Annotated in this window: 13 protein-coding genes; 4 read left to right on the top strand and 9 right to left on the bottom strand. The window is 37.8% G+C overall.

Annotation, left to right across the window (positions count from 1 at the left end; genetic code table 11):
• Positions 1–80: 80 nt before the first annotated feature.
• Positions 81–968 carry a LysR family transcriptional regulator gene (locus UFO1_RS19360; RefSeq protein WP_038673545.1) on the top strand — a complete coding sequence of 296 codons (888 nt, stop codon included), beginning with the start codon at positions 81–83 and terminating at the stop codon, positions 966–968.
• 113 nt (positions 969–1,081) lie between these two features.
• Here UFO1_RS19360 and UFO1_RS19365 read toward each other — a convergent pair whose 3' ends face one another.
• The 4 genes from UFO1_RS19365 to UFO1_RS19380 form a co-directional block, all read right to left on the bottom strand.
• Positions 1,082–1,948 (bottom strand): hypothetical protein, encoded by an 867-nt coding sequence (locus tag UFO1_RS19365; protein WP_038673546.1) that lies wholly within the window; start codon positions 1,946–1,948, stop codon positions 1,082–1,084.
• Positions 1,949–2,323: a response regulator gene (locus tag UFO1_RS19370; protein ID WP_038673547.1), complete on the bottom strand. Its 375-nt coding sequence runs from the start codon at positions 2,321–2,323 to the stop codon at positions 1,949–1,951. It abuts the gene before it with no gap.
• A gap of 49 nt (positions 2,324–2,372) precedes the next feature.
• On the bottom strand, positions 2,373–3,359 hold the full coding sequence (locus UFO1_RS19375; protein ID WP_038673548.1) for an HD-GYP domain-containing protein: 987 nt from the start codon (positions 3,357–3,359) through the stop codon (positions 2,373–2,375).
• Positions 3,360–3,648: 289 nt separating this feature from the next.
• On the bottom strand, positions 3,649–4,836 hold the full coding sequence (locus tag UFO1_RS19380) for a Xaa-Pro peptidase family protein (RefSeq protein WP_038673549.1): 1,188 nt from the start codon (positions 4,834–4,836) through the stop codon (positions 3,649–3,651).
• 304 nt (positions 4,837–5,140) lie between these two features.
• On the opposite strand from UFO1_RS19380, the gene UFO1_RS19385 reads away from it, so the two are divergent.
• Positions 5,141–5,332, top strand: coding sequence for a carbon storage regulator (locus tag UFO1_RS19385; protein WP_038673550.1), 192 nt, complete (start codon positions 5,141–5,143; stop codon positions 5,330–5,332).
• A gap of 60 nt (positions 5,333–5,392) precedes the next feature.
• Entirely contained in the window at positions 5,393–5,758 is a 366-nt protein-coding gene (locus UFO1_RS19390; protein WP_038673551.1) for a hypothetical protein, read from the top strand.
• 54 nt (positions 5,759–5,812) lie between these two features.
• Here the strand turns inward: UFO1_RS19390 and UFO1_RS19395 are convergent, their stop codons facing one another.
• Positions 5,813–6,496: a response regulator transcription factor gene (locus tag UFO1_RS19395; protein WP_038673552.1), complete on the bottom strand. Its 684-nt coding sequence runs from the start codon at positions 6,494–6,496 to the stop codon at positions 5,813–5,815.
• Positions 6,497–6,996: 500 nt separating this feature from the next.
• Between UFO1_RS19395 and UFO1_RS26140 the strand changes: the two genes are divergently transcribed.
• A complete protein-coding gene (locus UFO1_RS26140) occupies positions 6,997–8,751 on the top strand; it encodes a flagellin (protein ID WP_051789018.1) in 1,755 nt (584 codons plus the stop codon).
• Between the two features lie 479 nt (positions 8,752–9,230).
• Here the strand turns inward: UFO1_RS26140 and UFO1_RS24150 are convergent, their stop codons facing one another.
• The 4 genes from UFO1_RS24150 to fliD form a co-directional block, all read right to left on the bottom strand.
• The gene (locus tag UFO1_RS24150; RefSeq protein ID WP_158442848.1) at positions 9,231–9,629 is read right to left on the bottom strand and encodes a flagellar protein FlaG; all 399 of its coding nucleotides are present in this window, start codon (positions 9,627–9,629) and stop codon (positions 9,231–9,233) included.
• Between the two features lie 129 nt (positions 9,630–9,758).
• A complete protein-coding gene (gene fliS / locus UFO1_RS19410; RefSeq protein ID WP_084159874.1) occupies positions 9,759–10,151 on the bottom strand; it encodes a flagellar export chaperone FliS in 393 nt (130 codons plus the stop codon).
• Positions 10,152–10,278: 127 nt separating this feature from the next.
• Positions 10,279–10,698, bottom strand: coding sequence for a hypothetical protein (locus UFO1_RS19415; RefSeq protein WP_038673554.1), 420 nt, complete (start codon positions 10,696–10,698; stop codon positions 10,279–10,281).
• A gap of 36 nt (positions 10,699–10,734) precedes the next feature.
• Positions 10,735–12,222 (bottom strand): flagellar filament capping protein FliD, encoded by a 1,488-nt coding sequence (gene fliD, locus UFO1_RS19420; protein WP_236639254.1) that lies wholly within the window; start codon positions 12,220–12,222, stop codon positions 10,735–10,737.
• Positions 12,223–12,258 lie beyond the last annotated feature (36 nt).

Genomic DNA, 12,258 nt, shown 5'->3' on the forward strand with positions numbered 1-12,258 from the left:
TATTTCTAATGCTTTAATAGTTTATTTTTGTATAGCCATGCTATAATAACTATAAGCTATCATATGGAGTGGATAAAGACATGGATATAAGAGAATTAGAATATTTTGTTACTGTATCTGAATTACAAAATTTCACAGTTGCTGCCAATAGACTACACGTATCCCAACCCGCCATTTCCAAATCTATCCATAGATTAGAGGAAGAGTTAGGTTTTCAACTACTCAATCGAACCCAAAAAAAAGTTCTTCTTACAGAAGAAGGTGCCGTGTTTCTTGACTTAGCGAAAGACATTCTTGCCAGAATAATTGCTGCTCAAAACACGATGACAGAATATAAAAACTTAACTAGAGGGACCTTCCGAATTGCTGTCCCGCCTTTGTTAGGGGCTTATGTTTTTCCTGAGTTATTTGCGGCTTTCAAAAAAAATTATCCTTCCCTTGACATGGCTGTTATTGAGGATGGTTCCTCCACAGCTGTTGATCTAGTTAAGCGTGAAGAAGTGCATGTTGGCCTTGTCATTTTACCGCCAACTTTAACAGACCTGGATTCCCACCTAATTACCTCCCAGGAAATTGTCGTTTGTCTCCCCACAGAGCACCCTCTTAGCCAGGAGCCATTTCTAACCTTTGAACAACTAAAGAATGAGCCTATCATCCTTTATAATGAAGGGTTTGTATTGCGGCGCATCATTTTGGAGGAATATGCGAAGCACAATATTACACCGCAAGTAGCCTTATCCACCAACCAGTTCCAAACTATAAAAGCCTTAGTTGCCAAAGGAGTAGGGATTTCCTTTTTACCAAAAAATTCAATTAAAGTAGTGAATCATGTAACCAAAATCCCCCTTCACCCCCACCTCTTTTTAGATATGGGGCTCATTTGGAAACCTGATAAAGTCTTACCACTAGCCTGTAAGGCCTTTATTGATTTTGTTAATCAATTTGATCCAAATGAAAACTCTAACTAATAAAGCACAAACAAAAATTAACATCATTTTTTGCCATAAAAGGAAAAGCAGGCTATGACCTGCTTTTCCTTTTATTATAACAATCTATGAAGTTTTCCTATAATACTCATTAACTATGCCCCAGTCATGATTAAATCCATTCTACCAATACCAGTATCGATCGCTACTGCATAATTGGATTTCCCCTTAAAAGCAGCACCTTTTGTAACAGTTTGTGGCTGTAGATCAAGATCCAATCCCACATTAGAAAGATTAATACAAAAAAGGCCATTAGCAACATTCAAAAACTCCCCTATACTATCAAAAGCAAGCTCATTCATTTCACAAATTTCTTCACCACTATAGCTACGTGCTAATGTAAGCAATACACTATCTTCAGCAGTAAAACTACTATGTAGCGTAACATCTCCCATCATACTTTGTGAAACAAACCATCGATTCTGATCCTGTTCATGGGCTATTGATATAAGTAAGGGACTGGCGTCCAAAAAACGAACCATAGCTCGAAGAAAAAGTGAGATATAATCATAATACAATTCTACATTTTCATCTTCTGGTGAGAAGTTTATTTGAGTACGAATTCGCTCTTTAAGAACTGATACATCAGACTGTCCGCCTAAATTACTTTGTTTTTTGTAATCTTCTAAAACATGCTCCAGTTGTGCTAAAGTCATAAAACCTTTATCAACTAATGTCTGACCAAATTTGAGATGACTATTTTCCTGTGTGTCTAAGAGAATCATAAGTTGCTCTTCTGATAAATAACCTCCGTCTAAAGCTATCTCCCCAAATCGTTTATCAATAGTATGTTGTAGCCTGTAAATTTCCTCTACTTGTTTAGCATTCAAAAATCCTTGATTAATGGCCAATACACCTAACTTTACTTGCACTGCACGTCTACTTTCAAGAACTTCCTGTACTTGAGTTGGTGTAAGTAGCCCTTGGTTTAATATATATTGAGCAAAAAATTGACTAAACATTTAGGGCTCCTTTCGAATGATGTCATTTACTGCTTTCACGATTTGATTACTATTGTATGGTTTTTGAATAAAATCGATTGCCCCTAGCTTAAGAGCCTCTAGCAATTTAGTAGCAGTACCTGTCGAAGAAAGCATAATCACCCTTGCCTTATTATCTATTTCTTTAATTTTTTTCAAAGCATCTAAACCGCTTACTTTTGGCATAACAATATCCATAAATACTCCGTCAGGACAAAACTGCACATACGCTTCAATCACTTCTTGTCCATCTTTCGCTTCAAAAACTTCACAACTTAGCTTTTCTAATTCTGCTCTTAATTTTTTTCGCAATAATAATGAATCATCGCTAATCAAAATTTTCAGTGGTTTATGCAAAAAAATCCTCCCCTTACAAGTAAATTGACTACCTATATGCCGCACTTTTTTACATTGCTAAATTATGTAGAACGGACCTTTTACCTCCTACATCAAATTTTTTAACATGCTCTATTAAACAAGCCAAAACATGAGTATCTAATTGCCCGGACATCTGAAACATCATTATTTCTATTGCTTCTTGTGGTGAAACGCTCCTTTTGTAGTAACGATTACTAATAAGAGCGTCATATACGTCAGCTACAGCAATAATTCTAGCTAACATAGTAACCTCTGTGTCGCTACACCCATAAGGGTATCCTGAACCATCAATTCTTTCATGATGTTGAAGAACTGCATTTAAAACTGCATTAGGTACAATATCTGTTTGCGCCAGCAATTGATAACTATAGCTTGCATGTATTTTAGCAATATTGAACTCTTCCAAATTTAGCTTATCAGGTTTACTTAACACTTCAGATTTAAATCGAGTTTTACCAATATCATGCATTAATCCGGCCAAAGTAAGGTTCAAAATATCACTGTCACCATAGCCGAGCCACCGTCCAAGATAACCAGAAAGTAGAGCAACATCTAATGCGTGCCTATACAGATAATCTCCAGATGAGGAATCTGTGTGTAATTGTATAAAAGAATCCTTTTGAGATAACCTTGGGTAGATTCTAGTATTAACCAAATTAAGAATCGTATCTAAAGGTATAACCCCATGATACCCAGTACGCAAAAAAATCCGTTTCAATTCTGTTTCTATTTTAGAATGCGCCTCTGTAGTAACTTGTCCATGTTTTTCTATGGTTGTACTATTTTCCAAGGTTATAACAATATCCGAAACCATTTTCTCAATTTCAGCTATGTTAAAATCAGCGGTTGCGACCTCTAGCACATCGGCACCTTCTACTGCCCATCCTTTTAAGCAAGATAGTAAATACTCATTTACCACCGTTCCTTGCCCAAAAATCATTTTTGCATTTGGACTGACAAATACCTGATTAAGAGTCATACCTATCTTGATATCTGATAAAGGTAAATAACTCAAAAAAGCCCCTCCTTCTAATAAAGATGCCTACTATGTATGATAACTGACAGAATTTTTTCTTTACGAATTCTCTAGGGAAAAAATTATATTTGCAATCCTAAGATAACACAAATAGCGAAGCTAACTATTATTTTCATGTTAACATTTGGTTATTTCTTTCAGCCAGCATTTCTAATTTTTTAAAGCATATTATCGTTCAAGTAGAAAAGAATGTCCTAGAAGAGTAGCATCTCTTCTAGGACATTCTTTCAATATGAAGGAATAATATTTCCTTGATATGTTGTTGTTCTTACTTTATATAGGTAATAACCTCAGGAGTCACACTTAATTTCTTTGGTCCTTCCTCTGTCATAACATAGCTATTCTCCGTTCCAATGGCTCCTTCAGGAAACACTAATTTGGGTTCAAGCGCAAAGGTCATACCAGGCAAGATCGGATTCTTAAGTCCTTTAGCAAATATAGGCCATTCATCAAGTTCCAGACCAATACCATGACCAACAAACTTGACCTGATCTTCCTTGTAGCCCATGAAGTAGTCTTTATAGCCCATTTCCTCTGCTATTTTTACAGCTAATAGATAAGGCTCTTCAGCAGGTGTTCCCGGTTTGATTCCCTTAAGTATTTCAGCCTGAATCAGTAACATATCTTCAAATGCCTTTGTCATATGAGGAGTAAGCTCTCCAACACAGAAAATTCGTGCTTGGTCACCTGTATAACCTTGTACCACACAAGTATAATCGATATAAACAACCTCATCCCTTTTTATTTTCTTCCATCCAGCCCCTTGGGGGGAGGATAAAGATACACCTTTACCCCCTACAGGTCCATCAAAGAAACTAGGATAAGCGCCATTGCTGCCACTACACAGGTTTCCGTAAAAGAAATCTTGATTAAAGGCTCTCATTTTGCAGGAGCCCGAATACCCACCTTTACGTAGCTCCGCTTCAAACAGAGCAGCTAACTCAATTTCTGGAATCCCTTCCCGTAAAAATGTAGGTATTGCAGAAAAAGCCCGATCGGCGACTTGTAGGGCATTGCGCAAAAGTTCTACTTCATAGGGTGACTTGATCATACGAATTTCTTTTATCGCAGGGGAAATATCGCTAAATTCAGCACCAGGAAATACTTTTCTATACATTTGGTAATTATTAAATGGTAAAACATCCAATTCCAGCCCTATTTTTTTCAAATTTGCATACTGAAAACTTGCTAGAATTGCAGGGATTTCCATAGGGTGCTTCATGGGAACAATATTTTTGAGTGAAGATTCCTCTTGAGCACGTCGTAAGCTTTTTTTCACCATTAACACAGGATCACCAGTAGAAGGGATATATAAATAGGAATTTTGTACTGTACCAGCAAAATAGAACATATCGCTATTTAATACAATGATTCCTCCGTCAAGTTCCTGTTCTCTTAACTTCTCCTGAAAACTAGAAATTCTTTTTTCGATTTCTGATTTTGGTGTAACATCCATAAATAATCTTCCTTTCTCATCTTAAAATCAACTATTACTACTCTAATTACAAGTTTTATTATTTCTTCGCGTATACCTTTATGGATTCCTTCGCCATATAAAAAACAATCTCTGCTATAGAAATTTTACAAATTTCCACAGCAACGATTATTTTTGTCTAAATGTGATTGCAATATCAAATAAAATCATTTCGACTATTTTATTTTTTTAACGAATTACTGCTAATAATTTAATCTTAACTAAAGAAAAGAATGAGATGATAGTAATAAAAGAAGTTTTATTTATATATGAGGAGGAAATGATTATGCTAGTATTAGGAAGAAAACCTGGCGAATACGTTATGATCGGAAAAGACATTATGGTCAAAGTCGTCAGAAGTGACGATGGCGATTTAAGACTGGCTATCGATGCCCCTAAATATATAAATATTATCCGCGGCGAAATCTATGAAGATAACTCCAAGTATATTCAAGAAGATAAGCTTGTGAATATTTGACTTACACCAAACCTAAAACAATTAAGAGTTTTATCATTATTCTACCGAGGTGGTGCTATTTTGAACGCAAAAATCATCCCTTTTCCTGAACAAGTCGAAACTCCTTTGGAGGAAATTGATCGGCAAATACGAACGTGTCTAGCCGAGATAAAAGCAGATCGGGATTTTATAGATTATGTTGCTACTCGAATGAAATATTTTATCGAAAACTATGCCAGTACATACTTCCAAATGAATTTCAATCTGATAGTTCCGCCCAATCTTTCCCCGGAACAAGCCGAGGCTCTCGTATTCTCTATAGAAAAAGGCGTTCAAGACAACGCGAAAGAGTTGCAGGACATGATAAGGAAAATTATTATGGAGAGGCTTCACCTTGAAATTGAATTATATATGAACCAAAAAGATATAAAATATCGACTATGTTAAAAGCAGAAAAGGTTACCTATTATACCAGGTAACCTTTTCTGCTTTTTAAAACTCTTAATTCGCAACTTTCGAGATATTGCTTTTCGGTAAATAATAGCCAACGCCCCTTACCGTCTTCAAATTGGATATATTAATCTTTTTGCGTAAGTAATGAATATATATATTGATTGTACTTTCTTCCGCATCGGAATTGTAACCCCATACCTTTTCGATGATCCGCTGTTTGGTAACAACTTGACCCTGGTTACGTATTAGTAGTTCTAATAGCTGTGATTCTTTTAATGTTAACTGAATTACCGTATCTTTTTTAGTCACTTGGGCACGCTGAGGATCAAATCTAATATCGTCAAGAGTTAAAATGGTATCCACTATTTCTGTGTTTTTTCGACGAGTTAGCGCTTGCAATCTTGCTACTAATTCTACAGTAAAAAATGGCTTAACTAAATAATCGTCTGCACCAGCATTTAAACCTTCTGCCCGATCGTCTGGGGTATCCTTGGCTGTCAAAAAGAGAACGGGAGTATTATGTCCGAGTCTGCGAAATTCTTTCAGCAAGGACACACCATCTAAATAAGGCAACATGCGATCCAAAATAATAATATCATAGATTCCAGTACAGGCCATTTCAATGCCTGTTTCACCATCCATAGCAACATCGACTACGAAGCCATTCTTCTTTAACAAATATGATAGTGCTTCAACTAATTTACTCTCGTCATCTACTAGTAATAGTTTCATTCAAAACACCCTTTTGAGACCACAACCTTGTGAAAAATTATCCATCCTTGGACATTTCTGTATTTATATAATGACATATTATTATTTATATTTTATTTAGTTTTAGTAATAATTTCTTAATAATTTAACTAATTTTAAACTTTGTAGAATGTCAAATTACAAGAAGAAACAAATTGCTTTCCTTATAATACCTTTTCTTGCCCATTCTTTCCTATTATAAATTATCAAAATTGGAATTCTCTTTCTAAATAAATATCTTTTTTTTAGAAAATCGACAATAATTTATTATTTTTACCTATTTACTAAATACAATCTTAATATTTCCCTTCGAAAACAATAATAGATAAACGCGAAAGGAGGCGCTTACCCATAGCAGGTAATGGGGGACAAGTCATTTCGGTAAATGACTTGCAGTTAGAAAGAAGCTCATTGTAGCAAAATTCTAATGCAAAATGGTGCACGGAAGCTAAATTTTGTTCAAAATCAGGGAGGAATAAATTATGTCAATGGTAATTAGTACAAACATGTCCGCTTTAAACACTACGAATCAGTTAAACAAAAACACTACGCTTATGAATTCATCATTAGAAAAATTGTCATCTGGGTACTCTATCAACAGTGCCTCTGACAACGCAGCTGGATTAGCCATTTCTGAAAAAATGCGTAGCCAAATCCAAGGTCTCGACCAGGCAAGTAGCAACTCTCAAGATGCTATATCCTTGGCTCAGACAGCAGATGGTGCCCTCGATGAAACTACATCCATCCTAGAACGCATGCGCGAGCTAGCTGTACAGGCTTCCTCTGATACATTAACCGATGATGACAGAACATCCATCCAAGATGAGGTCGATGAACTCTCTCAGGAAATTGACCGCATTTCTAATGACACTGAATACAACACCAAGAAATTGTTAAATGGAGATAGTGGTGCAACTACATCTGTATCTGGTACAAATTCAGCTGCAATTAATACTGCTGCAACTGTTGCCGGAAATAATACAGATTCAGGCACTTATGTAGTAAATTACACTGCAGTAGCAACGCAAGCAACTACAGGTCTTGCTACATCCTCTACTACAATTGCTGCTGCAACTGATTCTGCATCTGCTTTTGCAGGAGACATTGAAATCAATGGAACAACAATAACCGTTGATTCCAACGATACTATAGAAGGTGTTCTTGAGAAAATAAATGATGAAACAGCTACTACTGGCGTTACTGCCTCATTGAATACAGATACAACTGGTGCGTACTATATTTCATTAAATAATGCTACCTACGGCAGCGATTCTGAAGTTACTGTAGCTGCTGATAATGCTACCTTAACTGGCCTATTTAATGCAACAGCAAGCACGACCGCCACAAGTGTTACCGTCAATGGTACCGACGCTGCAGGAACCATTAATGGAGCAGCAGCCACCGCTGATGGTAATACCTTAACGGCTTTTGGTCTGACTGTTACTGGTAACGATGCAGAACTAGCAGCACTTAATACTGCTTATGCCACTACTAATGCAACTGCGGTTGCTCTTGTTGCTAGCACTAGTACTACTGCTGCTACTGACTTAACTGCCTTAGTTTCAGCACTATCAGCCTCTACTGCATCAACATCAGCAGCTGACAACGCAGCAGCAGCTGCTTATACCAGCGCTGTCTCTGGCGGTAATGCTACTACTATAGCTACTGCTAAAGCAGCTCTATATACTACAGCAGCAGCATCTACTGACGCAACTGTAGTAACTGCAGGAACAACGTCCGCTGCATCTGATACAGCTGCTACTAACGCTAAAAATGCGTTATCACTTATTCCTGTTGCTACTTCTGATGTTACCGTTGATTCTTCATCTGCTCTAACCTTCCAGGTCGGCGCAAACTCAAATCAAACAATGACGCTTTCCATCAGCGATATGGATGCCAGCTCACTAGGAGTTGCTGGTGAAGATGCTGATACAGGTCTTGATATGAGCACAGTAGATAGTGCGAGTAATGCTCTCACTGCTATAGATGCAGCAATTAAAAAAGTTTCTGCAGAACGTTCTAATCTAGGCGCTGTCCAGAACAGTCTAGAGAGCAATATTAACAATTTGGATACTGAAAGTGAAAACTTAACTTCTGCTGAATCCAATATCCGCGACACAGATATGGCCTCAGAAATGGCAGAATACACCAAGCTAAGCGTCATAACTCAAGCCGCTACTGCTATGTTGTCAAAAGCCAATCAACAACCACAGCAAGTATTGACTCTGTTACAATAAATATAAAAAATAAAGGGTTGCCTCATTTTCTGAGGCAACCCTTTATTTTTTTATAGATAGCATTTAAAAGAATAAAATCTAAGTGTCCAGTAAGTCTAATCTGGGTTAATCTAGCCATCTTAAATCAGGGCGATCCAAGTTAACGCTTATAGGGACAAAAAATAAACTTATGAAAGCAATTAAATTAAATATAATCTTGGTATCACTTATAAATCATACTAGAGTGACACCCAGCAGGCTATTAACAACTTAAACGAGCCTTTCCTCCAGCAAATACCATGACTCTATAGCAGATTGCTTTTTATCTCTTTTTTGACATAGAAAATCCCCTCCGACTGACAAGTTGTAGTCACATTCCATCAAATGTGCTTTTGAACTTTATCGACCAAAAGGGGATACTGAGCAACTTAACCTATATGTCTTTTTCGTACTAGTAATGTTTAGTAGTTAATGCATCTATACATGCCAAAACCAGCAGACTATGCCTTTTTGTCTAAAAAAACACCTATACAATCCTTTATTTTAGCCACCATATCTAAAAGCTCATGGGAAGGAAATTCTTTGATTACTTCGTGAGTTTTGTTATCTACAGCCTGTATCATTAATGTTTTTGTTTCAGTATGCAGTTCAAATTGGATATTGGTGTTCAGTGATTGCATAAAACTGTTTATTTTTTCAGTAATATCATTAAGCTCATTTTCACTGAGCTGATTTTCATCAGCAGTAGTCCCAGTATTTTTTTTATTATCTACATCTTTTACACCACTTGTAGTTGAATCATTCTTTACTGTTATATCCGATTGGGTATTCACTGGCTTAACTACCGATACCGCTGTTGAAGCTACACTACTATTACTTTTAACACTTGTAATGCTCAAATCACTACACCTACCCTCCATATTTTTGCATGCATATGTATCTCTCCGGTTCCCCATGTCAGTAAATCCTAAATAAGAAAAATTTTAGTGCTAACTTAAAATTATTAACATGCAGAATTGGAGTCTAAGTTACTTCCCTACGGCTTTATCCATACGCACCTGCTTCATCGCTTGGAACCATGCATCGCGAAATTCTACCAACAATCTTTTCGCTTCTTCCAGTTGAACCTTATCTTTTTTCATATTGCCCTGAATTAAGCAATGTAATATATATTCGTCAATCTGTCGCCAAGGCTGGGAAATTGGCTGTTTCATATCCATTGTCACCATAAATTCACGAACTATATTTTGCGCCTTTATATTTGCAGTATGTGCCTTTTCTATATCCTTCTTCTCAATCGCCAGAATGCTTTCTGTAACAAAGCGAATGGCGCCATTGTACAGCATCAGCGTCAACTCTTCTGGCGGTGCGCTCATGATTTGTTGCCTCTTATATGCATTGGCAGTATTCTTAGCATTCATGACCATTCCCCCCTATACCTTCAGATTTATATACAACAAACAAACCCCCACCAAAAACCATGCGGATTTGCCTTTTAGGCTCTTCTCACTCCCAAAATCTAGCGATCAATAGTCACCAAAATTTTTCTCAACATTTTTCATTAATACGTCTTCCTTGTGCAATGATAGCCCAAGGATTACTATACCGATTTTTGACTTGCCGCCGAGCCTTGCTAGCTCTTAATTCGGCGGCAATACCAATTCGTTCAGTGACAGCTTCCTGCATGATTTGGCTACTGCGGTCTATTATTTCCTGTTGCTTATTGGCAATATCTTGAATCATCGGTGTTAACCCCTGTATACCTTTCCAAGTTTGGTCACTGAACAACGCTTCATTTATAGCAATGAGTTTCCTGATTAGCACTTCTCGTTCTCCAAGGGTGCGCTTTAAACCTTTCATCTCTCGTCGGTGAATAAAACGGCATAATGCTTCGGTATTGACGAGAATTTTCTCAAGAATTATGTTTTTTTTATTTAAATAAGATCTTGCATTTTCCCGCTGCCCCATATTATTGACTCCTTGAAAATATTTCTATTGTCCGACTTAACTACTAGTAAGTGATGACAAGGCTGAGAGTTGCGAATTCATGGTACTAATATAGGTTTCTAACGTAGTGTATTTGTCATAAAGGGTGTCTTCCAAATCATCTAGACGATCTTCCTCGTCATCAATTTCCTCTTGATACTTATCAATCAGTGTAGTCAGAGTGTTATCCGTATCAGTAGCATCGTCCTCAGTACCAGCTTTTTCTAATAATGTTCCTTTATTTCCAGAACTATCACGGGTGGTTGAAATATACTTTTGCATGGTATCGTAAAAACGGTAGGAAATACCTTCCTCCTCGTACCTAGTACTCAATGCACTTGATGACAAACTCCGCACCGTTGAATTATTCGGATAGGTAGATGACTTCTGGGTAAAAAGATTCATAACTGCTTCTGGATCACTTGCGATGGCTGCCGTCAGTGTATCTTCATCGATATATAGTGCACCATCCTCGTCATAGGTACCACTGCTTATACCGATGCTAGAAAGACTGATTGTCGAACCAGAAACTGAATCAATCAAAGATGTTCGTAAATCACTTAATAAAGCTTCCAAAGTGGAATCACTTTCCAATAGGCCTACTTTTGCTTTGGTTTCCCAGGCGGTAATCTCGTCATCCGTCATTTCTTCTTTTTCATCGTCCGTGAGTGGTGGGTAATCTGAATCCGCATTTTCATCGATCGCAGTATTAATGGTATCAATTAGCGTATTATAATCGTCCACGAAAGCGCTAATCAAATCATACACACCATCAGTATCTTGCGTTACAGTTACCGTAGCCTCCTCAGTCGTTTCTGCATTCAGAGTATAAGTTACTCCATCAAGAGTAATGGTGTTAGAGCTACGGGTCAAAGCCTGATCATCTATCGTTACCTTGGCATCGACACCGGCAGTAGCAGTAGTCAGCAGCAATGTTGCAAAGTTGCTCGTACTCGAGTCGGTGTCGGTCACTGTCAACGTATTGCCAGCACCTGTATCATCGGCCGTCATCACGAGCTTACCGGTAATTGTATCATAGGTCATTGTAACCCCAAGGTCAGCCGAGTTGATTTCGGACATCATCGTAGCGAGAGTCACAGTACTTGCAAAGCTTTTTGTAGTGCCGTTGATCGTCAATGAGACTCCGGAAGTGCCAAATGTCGACGCTGTAGACGAACTTAACTGCTCGGCAATTGTCGCTAACGTATCGGAGGTGTCTAAGCGGTTAGAGAGTATTGCACCCGTGCCAAAACCCAGTTCGCTTAAGCCCGCATTATCTGCTGTACCATCACTATTGGCATCGGTGGCGCTAACAGTAATCGCCTGTACACCACTATTTGTGGCTGAGGTGATCTCTAGATATCCAGAGGAGTTTGTACTGACAGTAACTTTACCCGAACCAACTGCAGTATCGATCGCCGTTTGCAGCGCAGTGATCGCAGCGGTACCGGTGGTACCATTCACATTATCAAGATCGACTGTATAATCTGTACCATCCAGGGTCATGACAAAGCTTTCATCGGTGAGGCTCGTATAATCCGC

It is taken from the genome of Pelosinus sp. UFO1, assembly GCF_000725345.1.
In the GTDB taxonomy this organism is placed as follows: Bacteria; Bacillota; Negativicutes; order DSM-13327; family DSM-13327; genus Pelosinus.

Bases quoted from the DNA above. Each gene is read 5' to 3' on its own strand.
- UFO1_RS19415 (WP_038673554.1), bottom strand. From the start codon at position 10,698: ATGGGGCAGCGGGAAAATGCAAGATCTTATTTAAATAAAAAAAACATA.
- UFO1_RS26140 (WP_051789018.1), top strand. From the start codon at position 6,997: ATGTCAATGGTAATTAGTACAAACATGTCCGCTTTAAACACTACGAAT.
- fliD (WP_236639254.1), bottom strand. From the start codon at position 12,222: ATGACCCTGGATGGTACAGATTATACAGTCGATCTTGATAATGTGAAT.
- UFO1_RS19395 (WP_038673552.1), bottom strand. From the start codon at position 6,496: ATGAAACTATTACTAGTAGATGACGAGAGTAAATTAGTTGAAGCACTA.
- fliS (WP_084159874.1), bottom strand. From the start codon at position 10,151: ATGAATGCTAAGAATACTGCCAATGCATATAAGAGGCAACAAATCATG.
- UFO1_RS19385 (WP_038673550.1), top strand. From the start codon at position 5,141: ATGCTAGTATTAGGAAGAAAACCTGGCGAATACGTTATGATCGGAAAA.
- UFO1_RS19360 (WP_038673545.1), top strand. From the start codon at position 81: ATGGATATAAGAGAATTAGAATATTTTGTTACTGTATCTGAATTACAA.
- UFO1_RS19365 (WP_038673546.1), bottom strand. From the start codon at position 1,948: ATGTTTAGTCAATTTTTTGCTCAATATATATTAAACCAAGGGCTACTT.
- UFO1_RS19380 (WP_038673549.1), bottom strand. From the start codon at position 4,836: ATGGATGTTACACCAAAATCAGAAATCGAAAAAAGAATTTCTAGTTTT.